This window comes from Variovorax sp. OV084 (assembly GCF_900111625.1).
Lineage (GTDB): Bacteria > Pseudomonadota > Gammaproteobacteria > Burkholderiales > Burkholderiaceae_C > Variovorax.
Genome location: NZ_FOII01000007.1, coordinates 247,545 through 263,778, shown reverse-complemented (window position 1 = coordinate 263,778; position 16,234 = coordinate 247,545). Strand labels below are relative to the sequence as shown.

The 16,234-nt window shown below is 64.4% G+C and carries 11 protein-coding genes; 5 read left to right on the top strand and 6 right to left on the bottom strand.

Going from position 1 to position 16,234, the window contains the following annotated elements; translation table 11 throughout:
* Positions 1-49: 49 nt before the first annotated feature.
* The 3 genes from BMW87_RS20155 to BMW87_RS20145 all read right to left on the bottom strand — a co-directional run bounded on the left by BMW87_RS20155 (position 50) and on the right by BMW87_RS20145 (position 5,708).
* Positions 50-3,157: an efflux RND transporter permease subunit gene (locus BMW87_RS20155; RefSeq protein WP_093078228.1), complete on the bottom strand. Its 3,108-nt coding sequence runs from the start codon at positions 3,155-3,157 to the stop codon at positions 50-52.
* Positions 3,154-4,185 carry an efflux RND transporter periplasmic adaptor subunit gene (locus BMW87_RS20150; protein ID WP_256216844.1) on the bottom strand — a complete coding sequence of 344 codons (1,032 nt, stop codon included), beginning with the start codon at positions 4,183-4,185 and terminating at the stop codon, positions 3,154-3,156. The genes BMW87_RS20155 and BMW87_RS20150 overlap by 4 nt, the downstream gene beginning before the upstream one ends.
* 104 nt (positions 4,186-4,289) lie before the next feature.
* Complete coding sequence (locus BMW87_RS20145; protein ID WP_256216843.1) at positions 4,290-5,708, bottom strand: efflux transporter outer membrane subunit; 1,419 nt, start codon at positions 5,706-5,708, stop codon at positions 4,290-4,292.
* 187 nt (positions 5,709-5,895) lie between these two features.
* Here BMW87_RS20145 and BMW87_RS20140 point away from each other — a divergent pair, with 187 nt between their 5' ends.
* Positions 5,896-6,591: a response regulator transcription factor gene (locus BMW87_RS20140; protein ID WP_093078223.1), complete on the top strand. Its 696-nt coding sequence runs from the start codon at positions 5,896-5,898 to the stop codon at positions 6,589-6,591.
* A complete protein-coding gene (locus tag BMW87_RS20135) occupies positions 6,591-7,667 on the top strand; it encodes a HAMP domain-containing sensor histidine kinase (RefSeq protein ID WP_093078222.1) in 1,077 nt (358 codons plus the stop codon). Before BMW87_RS20140 ends, BMW87_RS20135 begins: the two co-directional genes overlap by 1 nt.
* Before the next feature lie 115 nt (positions 7,668-7,782).
* On the opposite strand, the gene BMW87_RS20130 is transcribed toward BMW87_RS20135, so the two are convergent.
* Positions 7,783-10,074 (bottom strand): LamG-like jellyroll fold domain-containing protein, encoded by a 2,292-nt coding sequence (locus BMW87_RS20130; protein ID WP_256216842.1) that lies wholly within the window; start codon positions 10,072-10,074, stop codon positions 7,783-7,785.
* Between the two features lie 246 nt (positions 10,075-10,320).
* The gene (locus BMW87_RS20125) at positions 10,321-11,217 is read right to left on the bottom strand and encodes a LysR family transcriptional regulator (protein WP_093078220.1); all 897 of its coding nucleotides are present in this window, start codon (positions 11,215-11,217) and stop codon (positions 10,321-10,323) included.
* A gap of 153 nt (positions 11,218-11,370) precedes the next feature.
* On the opposite strand from BMW87_RS20125, the gene BMW87_RS20120 reads away from it, so the two are divergent.
* A complete protein-coding gene (locus BMW87_RS20120) occupies positions 11,371-12,024 on the top strand; it encodes a hydrolase (protein ID WP_093059017.1) in 654 nt (217 codons plus the stop codon).
* Between the two features lie 94 nt (positions 12,025-12,118).
* Here BMW87_RS20120 and BMW87_RS20115 read toward each other — a convergent pair whose 3' ends face one another.
* The gene (locus BMW87_RS20115) at positions 12,119-13,195 is read right to left on the bottom strand and encodes a LacI family DNA-binding transcriptional regulator (protein ID WP_093059018.1); all 1,077 of its coding nucleotides are present in this window, start codon (positions 13,193-13,195) and stop codon (positions 12,119-12,121) included.
* 113 nt (positions 13,196-13,308) lie between these two features.
* Between BMW87_RS20115 and BMW87_RS20110 the strand changes: the two genes are divergently transcribed.
* Both BMW87_RS20110 and BMW87_RS20105 read left to right on the top strand, forming a co-directional pair.
* A complete protein-coding gene (locus BMW87_RS20110) occupies positions 13,309-14,328 on the top strand; it encodes a TRAP transporter substrate-binding protein (protein ID WP_093078219.1) in 1,020 nt (339 codons plus the stop codon).
* A gap of 6 nt (positions 14,329-14,334) precedes the next feature.
* On the top strand, positions 14,335-16,230 hold the full coding sequence (locus BMW87_RS20105; RefSeq protein ID WP_093078217.1) for a TRAP transporter large permease: 1,896 nt from the start codon (positions 14,335-14,337) through the stop codon (positions 16,228-16,230).
* The last annotated feature ends 4 nt before the right edge of the window (positions 16,231-16,234 follow it).

Here is a 16,234-nt window from a genome sequence, read left to right as displayed (position 1 = left end):
TGTTACTGCAGCGATCGGGAAAAAGTTGATCAGCGGACCTGCGCGGTCTTCATTCGACCGTCTGCAGGGCCTGCTCGGGCGCAGCGCGTGTAGCGCTCCTGCGTGACACGAGGCCACGCCCCCACTGCAAGAGGTCGTCGACGTAAGTGAAGATCACCGGCACGACCAGCAAGCTCAGCGCGGTGGAGGTCAGCAGACCTCCAATCACGACGATCGCCATCGGCTGGCGAAAACTGGGCTCCGCACCCAGCCCCAGTGCGTTGGGCAGCATGCCGGCGCCCATTGCGATGGTCGTCATCACGATCGGGCGAGCGCGCTTGTGGCAGGCATCGATCAGCGCATCGAACCGGCCCATGCCTCGGTCGCGGCGCGCCACGATGGCGTACTCGACGAGCAGGATCGAATTCTTCGTGACGATGCCCATCAGCATCAGAACGCCGATCACCACCGACATCGAAAATGCCTGGTGCGTGAGCCATAGCGCGAACATGGCGCCGCCCATCGCCAGCGGCAAGGCACTGAGGATGGTGCCGGGTTGCAGGAAGTCATGGAACAGCAGCACCAGCACCGCATAGATGCAGAAGATCCCGATCGCCATCGCAACGCCGAAGCTCTGGAACAGTTCGGACATGCGCTGCAATTCGCCTTGTTCCACCTGGTGCACGCCAGCCGGCAAAGACTTCAGTGCGGGCAACGCCACGGCTTCGCGCTGCACCTCGCCGATCGTGCGTCCGTTCAACTCGACACTGAGCGTCACGTTGCGCGAGCGGTCCAATCGGTCGATCTGCGACGGGCCGCTGCCCATCACGATCTCGGCCACCGAGCCCAGGTCCACGTTGCCGCTGCTGCCCTTGACTCGCAGCTGCGCGATGGCATCGAGGTTGCCGCGCACCGACGGATCCATGAGCACGCGGATCGCGATCTGGCGCTCCGGCAGGTTGAGTTTGGGCAGCGAGTTGGAATAGTCGCCGTAGGTGGCCAGGCGCACTGCGTCGGCCAGCGCTTCCGACGTGACACCCAACGCAGCGGCACGAGCGGTGTCGGGGCGCACCTGGATCTCCGGGCGCTGCAACGAAGCGCTGGAGGTCACGTTGCCAATGCCCTTGAGCGTGCGCAGCTGCGACTCTGCCTGCGCCGCCGCGCTGGCAAGGATCTGCGGATCGTCACTCGCCAGCGTGATGTCCAGCGACTCTCCGTTGGCGCCGGCCCCGACTGTGATACGGGCGCCGGGAAGCGCTCGCAGCATCTCGCGCATCTTGGCCTCGACACCCGATTGCTTGAGTTTTCGCTCGCTACGCGGCACCAGGTCGACGGTGAGCGTGGCACTGGTCACGTCGGTCGAAGAGCTGACGCTCATGCCGCCACCGCTCGTGGCCGTGCCGACCGAGACAAATACGCCTTTCACCTCGGGCAGTGTGCGCAGCATCTGAGACGCACGTTGGCTGGTCGCCGCGGTGTCCTGCAAGGTGCTGCCCGGCGCCAGCTTGATCGTCAGGGTGCTCTGCGCCTTGTCCTGCGCCGGGATGAAGGCGGTCGGAATGAAGGGGATGATGAGCAGTGCCAGGCCAAAGAAGGCCGTGGCCGCCAGCACCGTGGCCTTGCGCCGCGACAGGCTCGCCCGGACCCAGCCGAGATAGCGGGTCATGGTCGCACCGTCGGTCGATATCTCGTGATTCCCCGGCGTCTTCGGCTTGAGCAGATAGGCCGCCATCATTGGCGTCAAAAGCCGCGCCACCAGCAGCGAGGCCAGAACCGCCACCGAGGCGGTCACGCCGAACTGCCGGAAGAACTTGCCGGGAATGCCGCCCATGAAAGCCGTGGGCAGGAAGACCGCGACAAGTGCGAAGGTGGTGGCGATCACAGCCAGTCCGATCTCGTCGGCCGCCTCCATCGCCGCTTGATATGGCGTCTTTCCCATCAGCAGGTGACGTTCGATGTTCTCGATCTCGACAATCGCGTCATCCACCAGGATGCCGACCACCAGCGACAGCGACAGCAGCGTGATGACGTTGAGCGAATAGCCCGCCAGCGCCATGAAGCCGAAGGCCGGAATGATGGACAGCGGCAGCGCGGTGGCCGAGATGAGCGTGGCACGCCAGTCGCGCAGGAACCACCACACCACCAGGATCGCCAGGAATGCACCTTCGTACAGCAGGTGCATCGAGCCTGTGTAGTTGTCCTCGATCGGCGTCACCGTGTTCGAGGCCTCGGTGATGCTCGCCTCGGGATGCGCCTTGGAGAAGCGCTCGATCGCGCTGCGCGTGGCCTCGGCCACGCCCACGTCTGAATAGCCGCGCGAACGCGTGACCTGGAAGCCGATCACCGGCCGGCCATCACGAAAGGCCATGGTCGTGCGGTCGGCATGGATGTCGCTGACCCGCGCGATCTGGTCCAGCCGCACGTAGAGTCCATTCGAGATCGGCACGGTGATCGCGGCAATCTCCTCGGCCGTGCCAGCGGTGACGATGGTGCGCGTGGACTGCTTCTGCCCGCCCACGGCCCCCTCACCGCCCGAGCTTTCTTTCTGCACCGCCTTGAGCTGCGTGGAAACGTCGGACGGCGTCACGCCCAGGCCCGCCATCAGCGTGGGATCGAGGTCCACGTGAACCTCCCGGTCGATGCCGCCAACGCGCTCGACCTTGGCAACGCCCTTGACGGCCAGCAGCGCCTTGGTCACCGTGTTGTCGACGAGCCAGGACAGATCCTGGTCGTCGAGCTTGGTCGATTCGACGGTGTAGGTCAGCAACGCCGAGCTCGCCGAGGTCTGCTTCGAGACCGTGGGCGAAGCCATGCTGGAAGGCAGATCGGCGCGCGCGCTGTCCACTGCGTTGCGGACCTCGCTCAGCGCCTCTTCGCTGTTCTTGTCGATCTCGAAGCTGACGCTGATGCTCACCGTGCCGTCGGTGATCTTGGTGGTGATGTGGTCCAGCCGCGTCAGGGAGGCCAGCTTGTCCTCGATCTTGCGCGCCACCTCGGTCTCCAGCTGCGAGGGCGCGGTGCCTTCGAGCGTGGCCGAGACCTGGATGGTCGGCAAATCCGTGTCGGGAAAATCCTGAATCTGCAGGCTCTTGAAGCCGATCAGACCCAAGGCCGTGAGGAGGATGAACAGCAGAACCGCGGGAACCGGATTGCGGATCGACCAGGAGGAAAAATTCACTGCGAGCCCCCCGCCTGCGCTTTGGCTGCGCCGGCTACCGTGACCTGTACGCCCTCCGACAGGAAAGCGCCTCCGCCGGCAACGACGCGCGCATCGCCGGCGAGCCCGGACAGCACCTCGATGCGGTCGCCCTGGCGACGTCCTGTGGCGACCGGATGGCTGCCGACCTTGTCACCGCTGCCGACTACGTACACATACGAGCGGCCGTCGCGCATCACGATCGCCGACTGCGGCAGCGTGAGCGCGGATTTGACGTCGAGTTCCAGCGTGCCGTTGGCGAACATGCCCGAGCGCGACGCGCTGGCGGCGGGCAGGCTCGCGTAGACCGTGCCACGGCCGGTGGTGGTGCTCAGCGTCGGGCCCACCAGCCGGACCTTGCCCTCCACCTGCTCACCGCCGGGCAATGTGACCCGTGCGATCTGACCCACGCGAACGAGAGCAACCTGCCGGGCATCGAGCTCCGGGCGCCATTCGACCTTGGCCTGCCGCACCAGGCGGAACAGCTCCGCGCCCGCACTGACCACATTGCCCAGCACCGCCGACTTCGAGGACACGATGCCGTCGTCGGCAGCGACGATGCGCGTCTGGATGAGCTTGAGCTTGCTGCTGTCGAGCTCGGCCTGCGCGGAAGCGAGCGAAGCGCGCGAGGTGGCCTCGGTGATCCGGTACTCCTCGATCTTCTGCGCCGACAGCGCGCCGCTGCTTTCGGCGATCTTCGCGCGCCGCGTGTTGGAGACCGCCTGGTCGAGCGAGGCGCGGGCCTGTGCGACAGCGGCTTCCTGCTTGCGCACCTCGGCTTTCACGGTCGCGTCCGCCAGCCGCGCAAGAAGCTGGCCGCGCTTGACGCTCGCGCCCACATCCACCAGCAGTTCAGCGATGCGCAGGCCACCGGTCTCGGGGCTGACGATGACCTCCTGCCAGGCCGTTACCGGTCCACTCGCCTGCAACGTCTGCGGCCAATTCTGCGTCTGGGGCACGACCACCTCGACTGTCAGCACGCTGGGGGCCCGGGCGTCGGCATCGGGCACGCGGGCGTCCCCGGCCGGGCGGGCCAGCCAGGCGACGAGCCCCAGCCCGAGCGCCACGGCGAGTGCCGCGGTCCCGATAAAGAACTTTCGATTCACGGTAAACCTCATTGATTGTTTGTCTGCCGCGCCGCCACCGCCTGCGGCGGCAATGCGGGCGAATCGGGCTGCCAGCCGCCGCCCAATGCCTTGTAGAGAGCGATCCAGTACTGGACGCGGTTGCGCTGCAGCGCGATCTCATCGATCTGGGCGGACAGCGCTGAGCGCCGCGCCTCTTCCAACGTGAGCAGGCTTGCGCCGCCGGCACGCCAGTTCACTTCCGTCGCTTCGAAGTAGCGGCGATATTCCTGCGCCGCCTGCCCGGCCTGGTCCGCGCGTCGGGCTGTACTGTCCAGGCGGACCAGCGCCTGCTCGATCTCCTTCACGGCGTCGCGCACACTTTGCCGGTAGTCGGCCAGCGCCGACCTGTAGCTCGCTTGCGCGCTGTCCACTGCCGCGCGGCGCTTGCCGGCGTCGAAGATCGGAATCGACAGCGACGGGCCCAGGGACCAAGTGGTGACCGACGAAGAGAGATTGGAGGCCGAGACCGTGATCGATCCGGTCAGTGAAAGGCTCGGGTACAGATCCGCCACCGCGGCGCCGATCTCGGCGCTCGAAGCCGCGAGTTCCCGCTCGCTCGCGGCCAGGTCGGGGCGTTGGCGCAGGGCCTGAGCGGGCACGCTCGGAACTGCCAGCGCGGCTGGCTGCGGCACCTGTGCGCCAGCGTGCGCCATCAGGGCTCGCAGCGCGGCCTCATCGAAGCCGGTGAGATTGACGAGCGACTTCACCAGCAGTTCGCATTCGGCACGCTGCGACAACAGCGTGGACGTGGTGCTCGCCAGGCTGGCTCGCGCGAGCGCCCCATCGGAAGGCGCAGTGAACCCGGCACGCACCGCAACGGCGGTGGCCTTTTCGGTCTCGGTCATCGAGGCCAGCTCGCGCTCATAGGCCTGGGCCAGCAGGCCGCAGGCGCGGTATTGCACATAGGTGTCGGCCACCTCGGCCGCCAGCGAGACCCGTGCGTCGTGCCAATCGTCCACGCGCGCATCGATGCGCGCCTGTGCCGCCTGCGCATTTCGGCGCACCTTGCCGAACAGATCCAGTTCCCAGGAGGCATCGAGGTCGGCGCTGCGGCTGGTGGCAAGCACCGGCGCGCTGCCTTCGGTCGTCTGCTGCCTGGCGCGCGATAGCGAACCGCTGCCGCTCAGGCTGGGCAGACCGCCCGCTCGCGTCGTGGTCAGCGTTGCGCGCGCCTTCTCGATCTTCGTCCAGGCTTTGTCCAGACTCGGACTGTCGGCTTCCGCCTGCACGATCAGCCGGCCAAGGACCGGGTCGTCGAACTGGCGCCACCAGTCGACCATCGCACTGACACTGCCATCGTGCGGCACCACCGCCTGCCAGGTTGCGGCCACCGATGGCGTCGGCGGGTGATATTCCGGACCGGCCGCACAGCCGGCCAGCATGACGCCAAGAGCGAGCAGCGCCATCGCGCGCACCCGCCTTCCGGGGGAGAGAATTTGAGAAGCATGCATAGGGTTCTTCGTTCGAACCCATCGTAGGAAGAGCCTCTGTTGGATGCGGTTCGGGAGAGTTAAGCTGGGTAAAAGATGGCCGTGGTTCGCCATCGACGCAGCATCTGATGCCAAACTGTCGGCTCTCGCCCAGAACCAAGCAATGCACCGAGTCCTGCTGATCGACGACGACGTCGAACTCACCACCATGCTGTCCCAGTACCTGGCGTACGAGGGCTTCGATGTCCGCGCCGTGCACGATGGCGGCACCGGTGCTGGCGAGGCAGCCACCAACCTCTATTCCATCGTGGTGCTGGACATCATGATGCCGCGCCTGTCCGGCATCGAGGTGCTTCGGCGCATCCGGGAGCGCAGCGCAGTGCCTGTCCTCATGCTGACTGCCCGCGGAGACAATGTCGACAAGATCGTCGGGCTGAACATGGGCGCCGACGACTACGTGTCAAAGCCATGCACGCCGGCCGAGCTGGTTGCACGCATACGCGCAATTTTGCGACGCACGGAAACAAGGGCTGCAGCCGAGCCATCGTCCGCGCCGCGCGTACTCAAGGCGGGAGAACTTGTGTTGTGGCCCGGCAGCCGCCGGGCGACGTGGCACGGAGAGCCACTCGAACTCACGGGTACGGAATTCAGCCTGCTGGAGGTGCTTGCAAGCCATGTGGGCAAGCTCGTCAGCAAGCAGGACATTTCGCTGCAAGCCTTCGACCGTTCGCTCGTACGTTTTGACCGTCGTATCGACGTGCACATCAGTGCCATCAGGCAGAAGCTGGGGACCCGCTCGGACGGCCAATCCTGGATTCAGAGCGTGCGCGGCTTGGGCTACCAGTTGCTGGAGGGCTGATGCCACTCAAGCCAACAGTCGGAAGGCTGTTCTGGAAGCTCTTGCTTGCCTTGTCGCTGAGCATGATCTTGTCGATGGTCGGCACCGCCGCCTACCTGATGCTCACCAACCACCCATTCCCTCCGCCGCAGCCGGACGGCATGCCGTCCCTTGGCTACACGCCGATCGTCCCGCTGCTTTCCGGGCTCATTGCCATACTGGTGATCGGCCTCGCACTTTCCTGGTACCTGTCTCGCCCGCTGCGCCATTTGCGTTGGGCGCTTCACCGTGTTGCTCAGGGTCATCTCGACACCCGCATATCGCCGCTGATGGGGCGCCGGCGCGACGAGATCGCCGATCTGGCACGGGACGTCGACCGGATGGCCGAACAGTTGCAACTGGTCGTGGAATCGCGACGTGTTCTGCTGCACGACATCTCTCATGAACTGCGTTCCCCATTGACTCGAATTCAAGCCGCCATCGGTCTGTCACGACAAGATCCCGAGCTGACCGAGGCCATGCTTCTTCGCATCAAGAACGAAAGCGAGCGACTGGATGGCCTGATCGAGGAGTTGCTCACACTGCATCGCCTGGAGGCTGGTGCGTCTGTCGCGCCACTTGAGCGGGTGGATCTGATCGAGCTGCTGGACGACATCACGGAAGACGCCGACTTCGAAGCCCGCGCCACGGGTCGCCGCGTGAGCACCGATGCTCACGGAAGTTTTGTCGTTGAAGTGCATGGCGAGTTGATCTATCGCGCTTTCGAGAACGTCATCCGCAACGCCGTCAAGTACAGCCCGCCGTGCGGCATCGTGGAAGTCAATGTGCAGGTCGATTCGCAGACAGGTGCTCTCGTCATCGCGGTGGCTGATCGAGGCCCGGGCGTGTCGCCCTCGTTGCTGGAAAAGATTTTTGAGCCCTTCTTCCGTGCCGAAGAAGGCGAGCAGGTGCACGGCGTGGGCCTCGGCCTGGCCATTGCTCGTCGCGCAATGCAGATGCACAACGGAAGCGTCACGGCATCGCCGCGCGAAGGCGGAGGCCTTTTGGTGAAGCTGATCCTGCCTTCTTCCCAAGGAGCGTCCGCCCCCTTCGAGTGAGGCAGGTGTCACGCGACTCTGCGGTGCCCGCATGGCCATGCGGCTTCGCCGGATGGATGGCACCTTTACATAACTTGCGTCGGCCAAACGGCGGCACGCGGCCCCGGCGGTCAGGTCAGGTTGCCCTGGCCGTCAGCCACTTGTCGGAAGTCAGGGGGACGCCAACGATGCGGATTTCACCAATGCTTCCCAAGAAGCCGGTCGACATGTTCCCGGCCCACTGACCGCAGCCGATGGCAATTTGCTGGGTGGGGCTCACGTATTGAATGCCCTGCATGTTCGTGTTGTTCCGCAGGACGGGCGCTCCTTCCACGTACATGGTGGTCGCGTACGACGCGGAGGGGTCGTTCACGATGGCAATGTGCAGCCACTGGCCGGCCGACACGCCTCCGGACCAGCAGGTCAGATTGGTCGCCTGGTTCACCGGGACAATTTCCCACTGGAATTCCATCAGGTTTGAAAAGGCGAACATCAGTGCGCAATCGCCCTCGCCCGATCCGAAACCAGGCAGCTGCGATCGCGCGCCCAGGCGGTACAGGATGCCCATCCATCCATTCGTCGTCGCATCGAAACCTGGATCGATATTGACGAATGCCTCGATGGTGTAGCCCGAGGGGAAGGTTTCCACGTTCAGCGTCGAATTCTGGTCGGTGGTGAAGTAGGAAGACTTGGTCTTCGTGGCATTCAGGAAACGCAGGCTTCCGGGCGCGGCCGACAGCGGATGATGGCTTGTCGACCAGACCAGATCACCGGGCGAGCCCATCCACGTGTTCACCGAAATCGGGTTCTTTCCTCCAGCCGAACTGTCCTGGATTTGCTGCCCGGGCTGATAGGGAAAAAGATCCCCGTCGGCTGCCGACGCATTGAAGAAACGCCAGTGCGCCAGCGTGCTGCCGACCTTCGGGTAATCCTCGGTGCTCATCGGAAGCCTTGCAGCCTTCTGTGGAGGCTGGCTGTAGTTTGTCAGGATGATTTTCCTGGCCGCGTCTGTCAGGCCACTGTCCGATGAACCGTCCGGAACGGTGAAGTTCGGATTGAAGAAAGCAAACCTCTGGACAAAATCCAGGTCCAGCGTGAAGGACTGGTTCGAGTCGGACAGCCAGGCGGCGTCGAACTCGTTGAGCGTGGCGGCCGGCTTCAAGGGAACCCATGGAGAGAACGAGCTGGCAATGATCTTCTTGTTGGTGAGATCGAACTCGAACATCCGCATGAGACCGTTGCCGCCCATGTAGGCCATCTGGTAGTCCACCACCATCAGGTAGACATCGTTGCCACGGGAATTCTTCTTCGTGCTCGTGCAGGAGCCGTGGTAGTGGCCGCTGACCGCCATGAAGATCTGGTCGTTGTCCTTGATGAGCTTGTCCCACATGTAGTTCGAATAGGCGGTATCGGCTGCGGTCTTCCCGTCGCTGCCGATTCCGACCAACTGGTGATTCACCAGGATGACGGGGAGCGTCTTGTTCGCCTGGATGACCAGGTTGGCCCAGCCGATCGCATCGTCAGATGCTCGCCACGACATCGACAGCACAAGGAATTTGTTTCCTTCGGCTTCGAAGACGTGATATTCGTGGAACCCGGAAGCGTGCCTTCCGCCGAATGTCGCCTGCCTCTTCGCTCGCTCCGCGGGGAACACCTGCAAGTAGGGCTCGAACAGGCCCACCCGATGACTGCCGCCGTCCTGGTAGCCGTCGTTGTTGGCGAAGCCGGTGACTCCGACGCCCCAGTCCGGGCCCCATTGCATATCGGAGTCGATGGCCCCTACGTCATGATTTCCCGCGCAGATTGAGTAAGGGCATTGGGCCGCCTCGAGCACCTGCATTGCCTGGCTTGCAAGCTCCCATTCCTTCGTGACCTGGCCATTGCCGATCTGGCCATTGCCAACGAGATCGGTCGAGGCGCTCCAGGGGGTCGATTTTTCCGATGTGTAGTACCAGGACTGGTCAACGATATCGCCAAGATGGATGGTGAATGGCATTTTCAGCAGCTTGGCGTTTTGCGCGATCCATTGCGTTTGGGTTTTGAATGGATTGTCGTATTTCGGATCTATTCCCGAATACAGTTTTTGATAGAGCTCGCCCATCTTTTCCGATGCATACCTGGGATAGAACTGGGTATCAGGAAGCACGGAAATGGTGAAGCTGGATATCTTTTGAGCGGGGGCGCCAGAACTGGCTGGGGGCGACGAATTGCCCGGCGACGCACCTGCCGATGTCCCGCTCCCTCCTGTTGCCGGAAAGGCCGTGGCGCCCGCGCCATTGTTGCCGCCGCCGCACCCGGGCAGCGCGATTGCCATGCCGGTGACCGAGCCGGCCAACATGAGCTTCAGCAGTTCCCGGCGCCTGTTTTCCGGAACGGAAGCCAATTGATCGAGGCCGGCATTTTCTTCAGGAGAGTAATTTTCAGTCATGGCATAAAAGTCAGGAACGCATCGAAGCTCTTCCGCGAAATTGCGAACGACTTCGAAAAGCGGAACTTTATTTGCCAAATATGATGTTTTCGTGAATTAATTACCGCGCGAAATGCACGAATTCACAAGTCATTGACTCAATATTCCGGGAAATCGACCTCGGCAATTAACCCGCCAATTGGCGACAGGAATTAATCCTGACCCAGGCCTGACTCGCTTACCGAACATTCATGGTCGATGCATCACTCAAACAGGTGCAGCTCCCGCAGGGTGCGGGGACCGGTCGCAATACTCGATCAGGAGTTCGGTGAGGACCCGTATCTTCCGTGCGGGATGCTGACCTGGCGGTCGGATGACATATGCACCTGCCGGGGGTGGTGGGTGACGTGTCATGACCGGCACGAGTGCCCCGGAGGCCACATGTTCATGGGTGAGCCAATCGGGCAGGTAAGCGATCCCGAGTCCTGCTGTAGCAGCGGCGACCAAAGCAGTGCCGTTGTCGGCCTTGAAGCGCCCCTGCGGACGAACCGTGATGATCTTGTCGCCATCCGTGAGCTGCCAGGCCTCGGTTCCCTGCATGAGGGCCTGATGGGCGACGAGTTCCTCCGGTGTCTCGGGCGACCCATGCGCCTTGACATAGTCCGGACTCGCGACGAGCTTCCCGTGGACCGGGCCGATGCGTCTTGCAATCAGGTTGGAGTCCTGGAGATAGCCAACCCGTATCGCACAGTCGTAACCCTCCGCGATGAGATCAACGAAGCGATCGCTGTAGCAGGTCTGGATGTGAAGCCTAGGGTGGCGTCGTGCCATTTCCGCGAGGATGGGCGCGAAGTGAGTCGGGCCCAGGGAAAACGGCACAGCAACACGCAAGCGGCCGCGAAGGTCACCGGCGGGCAGGATCGCTTCCCTGGCCACGTCGATCTCGGCGGAGACCCTGGCTGCATAGTCCCGGAACGTGGCCCCGGCTTCAGTGAGAGCAGCCCCGCGGGTGGATCGCGCAAGCAGCTGGACACCAAGTTCTTCTTCAAGCCGGACGAGACGACGACTGACGATCGACTTGGACACCCCAAGCCGCAGCGCAGCAGACGAAACGCCCCCGGCATCGGCAACTTCCACGAATGTCTGCAGTTCTTCGATATCCAATTTGGCGTTCCCCGTTTCGCGACACAGCTCGCCGCGAAATGCTACTACCGCATCAAAAGGGGGAACAACAAAATCCTGCTTCGGGCAACGTCGCCGCCGGCGAATGTTTCCCGAAAACCAATCCCGCTCACAACGGCAACAAAGGATCCATCAATGACTTTTCGCAACGGCCTGGCTTCGCTTCTTCGTCCCGAGGACTCCGTACTCGTCCTTATCGACCACCAGCCCTACCAGCTCGCCAATCTGAACAGCCACGACCCGCAGGCCGTGGTGAACAACACGACCGCCCTGGCGAAGTCCGCCAAGGCCTTCGGCGTCCCCACCATCCTGACCAGCGTGATCGCGGCGCGAGGCGGTCTGCTCTTCCCGCACATCACTGACGTGTTCCCCGGCCAGGAGGTGATCGACCGGACCTTCATCAACACCTGGGAGGATCGGAAGGTCGTCGATGCGGTCAAGGCGACGGGCCGCAAGCAACTGATCATCGCCGGCCTGTGGACGGAGATCTGCGTCGCCATGCCGGCGATCCAGGCGCTGGGCGAGGGCTGGGATGTGACGGTGGTCACGGATGCGTCGGGCGGCACTTCGGTCGAGGCCCATGAGGTCGCGATCCAGCGCATGATCCGCGCGGGCGCGAACATGATGACCTGGTTGGCAGTGGCCTCGGAGTGGCAACGCGACTGGGCGCGCACCGAGCACGCCGCAGAGCTGACGGAAGTTCTCAAGCAGCACGCCGGCGGCAGCGGCATAGCCTATCTGTGGGAGCAGCAGCTGCTCAACACGCCGGTGCCGAGCACCGCGGGCTGATCTGGGTGGGGATGAAGAGGATTCCTGAGCGACGCGTCGCGAGAAGGCGGATTGCTTTTCGCAGCCTCGTCATCCCTCTTTCCATGCGCGGCATCTACGGAAGATTCTCCCGAAAGATCACCTGGCTGCGCGTCGTTTCCACGCCGCTCAGCGCCTCGCGCTTGTCGCGCAGGTTGGTGAAGATGCGCACGCAGCTCATCAGCGTGGTGTGCGGACTTTGCGTGATCACCGCGTCCATGCTGCCGTCGATCAGCAGTGAGCGCGTATCGGGCGTGAGCCCATGGCCGATGAAGACCACCTTCTGCTCGCGCCCTGCCTCCTTCAGCGCGCGCGCCACGCCGTCCGATGCGCCACCGATGTTGTAGATGCCGCCCATGTCCGGGTACTGCTCCAGCAGCGCACGCGTCTGCCGGTAGTTCTTGCCCGCGTCGTCCTGCCCTTCGCGCAGCCCCACCACTTCGAGCCGCGGGAACATCTCGTCGATGACGTGCAGGAAGCCGGCCTCGCGCTCTTCGTGCGCCTTGTAGCTCAGGCTGCCCGCAATGAGCGCGACCTTGGCGGCGCGTGCGCCGATGAATCGGCCGATGAGGTAGCCCGCCGTGCGGCCCGCGGCCCGGTTGTCGAGCCCCACGAACGCGGCGCGCTCGGAGTTCGACAGGTCCGAGATCAGCGTCACCACCGGCAGCCCGCGTGCAGCGAGCGCGGCCACGGCCTCGCGCACCGCCGGATGCTCCAGCGCCATCATCGCAATGCCGTCGCAGCGCTGGCCGTGCCGGCGCAACGCGTCGGCCAGCTCGTGCGGATTGAAGCTCTCGATGAACACCGTACGGCACTGCACGTTGAACGGCGCCCAGTGCTCCTGCGAGTAGCCCACCATATCGCCCAGCATGCGAATGAAGCGGTTGGTGCCGGCCGGCAGCAGGAACACCAGCCGCAGCGGCGGCGGCGTGAGCGCCGCATACAGCTCGGGGCCGGGCAGGTAGTCGAGCTCGCCCGCGGCCTTGAGCACGCGCTGCACCGTGGCGTCGCGCACGCCGGGGCGGCGGTTGAGCACGCGGTCGACCGTGGCGGTCGAGACCTGCGCCGCGCGGGCGATGTCGACCACGCGGGCACGCCGCACGTCGCGTGGCGAATCCGTGGACTCGGAAATGAGTGAAGGGTTTTCCCGCATACATCAAAAACCATCAGACAGAAGTTTGACCCGAATCATGCATCCTTCTATCTTCACTGGGCCTTGAAGCCCATGGTGCATCAGATTGCATCAATCGCATAACGGAGACAGACATGACCTCGCTGACCCGCAGGAGTGCCCTGCACACCCTTTCCGCCCTCCCCGCCGCCGGCATCGTCGCGGCCCTGCCGCGCATCGCACGCGCCGCCGAGTTCTCGTACAAGTACGGCAACAACCTGCCGCTGACGCACCCGCTGAACATCCGCGCACAGGAGGCGGCCGACCGCATCGCGAAAGAAACCAAGGGCCGCGTCGAGATCAAGATCTTCCCCAACAACCAGCTCGGCGGCGACACCGACATGCTTGCGCAGGTGCGCTCGGGCGGCATCGAGTTCTTCACGCCCTCGGCGCTCGTCATCGCCACGCTGGTGCCGGTGGCTGCCATCAATGCAGTGGGCTTCGCGTTCAGCGACTACAGCCAGGTGTGGGCCGCCATGGACGGCAAGCTCGGCGCGCACGTGCGCGGCGCCATTGCCAAGTCACGCCTCTATGCCTTCGAGAAGATGTGGGACAACGGCTTTCGCCAGACCACCAGCAGCAAGGCCGCGGTGGCGAACGCCAAGGACATGGACGGCCTGAAGATCCGCGTGCCCGTGAGCCCGCTGTCGATCTCGATGTTCAAGGGCCTGGGCGCCGCACCCGCAAGCCTGCAGTTCAGCGAGGTGTATTCGGCGCTGCAGACGAAGATCGTCGACGCGCAGGAAAACCCGTTGCCCATCATCCAGGTGGCCAAGCTGTTCGAGGTACAGAAGTTCTGCTCGCTCACCAACCACATCTGGGACGGCTACTGGTTCATTGCCAACGGTCGCGCCTGGGACGCCCTGCCCGACGACCTGAAGACCATCGTGGCGCGCGCCATCAACGACGCCGGCATGCAGCAGCGCGACGACATCAGGAAGCTCAACGAGTCGGTGGTCGGCGACCTGCAGGCCAAGGGCCTCACCATCAACCGGCCGGCTGCCGACAGCTTCCGCGCGAAGCTGCGCGAGTCGGGTTTCTACGGCGAATGGAAGGGCCGCTTCGGCCCGGAGGCCTGGGCGCTGCTCGAAGGCGCGGTCGGCAAGCTGGCCTGACGCTCCATGGTGCATGAATCGACTTTCGAGGCGGCCGCCTTTGCTGGCGCCGGCGCTTCGGCCAACCCGCTGAGCGGCATGGCGTCGCGCTGCGACCGCGTGCTCGGCGCAGCGGTCGAGGCCGTGGCCGCGCTGCTGGTGCTGGCCGAGATCTGCGTGCTGTTCGCTGGCGTGGTGTCGCGCTACGTGTTCCATGCGCCACTGGTGTGGTCGGACGAGCTCGCATCCATCCTCTTCCTGTGGCTGTCGATGCTCGGCGCCGTGGTGGCGCTGCGGCGCGGCGAGCACATGCGCATGACTGCGCTGGTGCAGAAAGTGCAGCCGCAGACGCGCGCCATGCTCGATGCCTTCGCCATCGCCGCGTCGGTCACGTTCCTGGTGCTGATCATCTGGCCCTCGATCGACTACGCGCACGAAGAGTCATTCATCGTCACGCCCGCACTCGAGATCAGCAACGCATGGCGCGCTGCGGCCATTCCGGCGGGCATCGGCATCATGCTGGTGATGGCGCTGCTGCGCCTGTTGCGCGTGTGCACCGGCCGGCAGATTGCGGTCGCCCTCGTCGGCATGGCCGCGCTGGTGGGCGCCTTCTGGCTTGCCGCACCGGTGTTCGCGACGCTCGGCAAATTCAACCTGGTGATCTTCTTCGTGATCATCGTGGCGGCCACGGTGCTCTCGGGCGTGCCCATTGCCTTCTCGTTCGCGCTGGCCACCTTCGGCTACCTGGCGCTCACCACGCGCACGCCGCTGCTGGTGATGGTCGGGCGGCTCGACGAAGGCATGTCGCACCTCATCCTGCTGGCGGTGCCGCTGTTCATCTTCCTGGGTGCGCTCATCGAGATGACCGGCATGGCGCGCGCCATGATCCAGTTCCTGGCCAGCCTGCTGGGCCACGTGCGTGGCGGCCTCTCCTACGTACTGATCGGCGCCATGTACCTGGTGTCGGGCATTTCGGGTTCGAAGATTGCCGACATGGCGGCCATCGCGCCTGTGCTCTTCCCCGAGATGACCAAGCGTGGCGCCAAGCCCGGCGACCTGGTGGCGCTGCTGGCGGCCACCGGCGCGCAGACCGAGACCATTCCGCCGTCGATCGTGCTGATCACCATCGGCTCGGTCACCGGCATCTCGATTGCGGCGCTGTTCACGGGCGGCCTGCTGCCGGCCGTGGTGCTGGGCGCCGCGCTGTGCGTGGTGGTCTGGTGGCGTTATCGCCGCGAAGACCTGAGCGCCGTGCAGCGCTACAGCAAACGAGAAATCGGCAAGCTGCTGCTGGTCGCGCTGCCCGCCGTGCTGTTGCCCTTCGTGATCCGCGCCGCCGTGGTCGAGGGTGTGGCCACGGCCACCGAAGTGTCGACCATCGGCATCGTCTACTCGGCCATCGTCGGCCTGGTTGTGTACCGCCAGTTCGACTGGAAGCGGCTCAAGCCGATGCTGATCGACACCGCCTCGCTGTCGGGCGCCATCATCTTCATCGTCGGCTGCGCCACGGCCATGGCCTGGGGCCTCACGCAGTCGGGCTTCTCGCAGGACCTGGCGCGGCTCATGGGCACGCTGCCCGGCGGGGCCTACGGTTTCCTGGCCGTGTCGATCGTCGCCTTCATCGTGCTGGGCAGCGTGCTCGAGGGTATTCCGGCCATCGTGCTGTTCGGGCCACTGCTGTTCCCCATCGCCAAGGCCGCTGGGGTGCACGAGGTGCACTACGCGATGGTCGTGATCTTCTCCATGGGCATCGGCCTGTTCGCGCCGCCCTTCGGCGTCGGCTACTACGGCGCCTGCGCCGTGAGCAAGGTCAATCCCGACGAAGGCATCAGGCACATCTGGGGCTACATCGGCGCGATGCTGGTCGGCCTGGTGATCGTGGCCGCGTTTCCGTGGTTCTCGACCGGCTTCCTCAAATTCTGATCAC

Coding starts and splice junctions, on each gene's coding strand:
- BMW87_RS20145 (WP_256216843.1), bottom strand. CDS start 5,708: ATGGCGCTGCTCGCTCTTGGCGTCATGCTGGCCGGCTGTGCGGCCGGT.
- BMW87_RS20140 (WP_093078223.1), top strand. CDS start 5,896: ATGCACCGAGTCCTGCTGATCGACGACGACGTCGAACTCACCACCATG.
- BMW87_RS20135 (WP_093078222.1), top strand. CDS start 6,591: ATGCCACTCAAGCCAACAGTCGGAAGGCTGTTCTGGAAGCTCTTGCTT.
- BMW87_RS20130 (WP_256216842.1), bottom strand. CDS start 10,074: ATGACTGAAAATTACTCTCCTGAAGAAAATGCCGGCCTCGATCAATTG.
- BMW87_RS20120 (WP_093059017.1), top strand. CDS start 11,371: ATGACTTTTCGCAACGGCCTGGCTTCGCTTCTTCGTCCCGAGGACTCC.
- BMW87_RS20115 (WP_093059018.1), bottom strand. CDS start 13,195: ATGCGGGAAAACCCTTCACTCATTTCCGAGTCCACGGATTCGCCACGC.
- BMW87_RS20110 (WP_093078219.1), top strand. CDS start 13,309: ATGACCTCGCTGACCCGCAGGAGTGCCCTGCACACCCTTTCCGCCCTC.
- BMW87_RS20105 (WP_093078217.1), top strand. CDS start 14,335: ATGGTGCATGAATCGACTTTCGAGGCGGCCGCCTTTGCTGGCGCCGGC.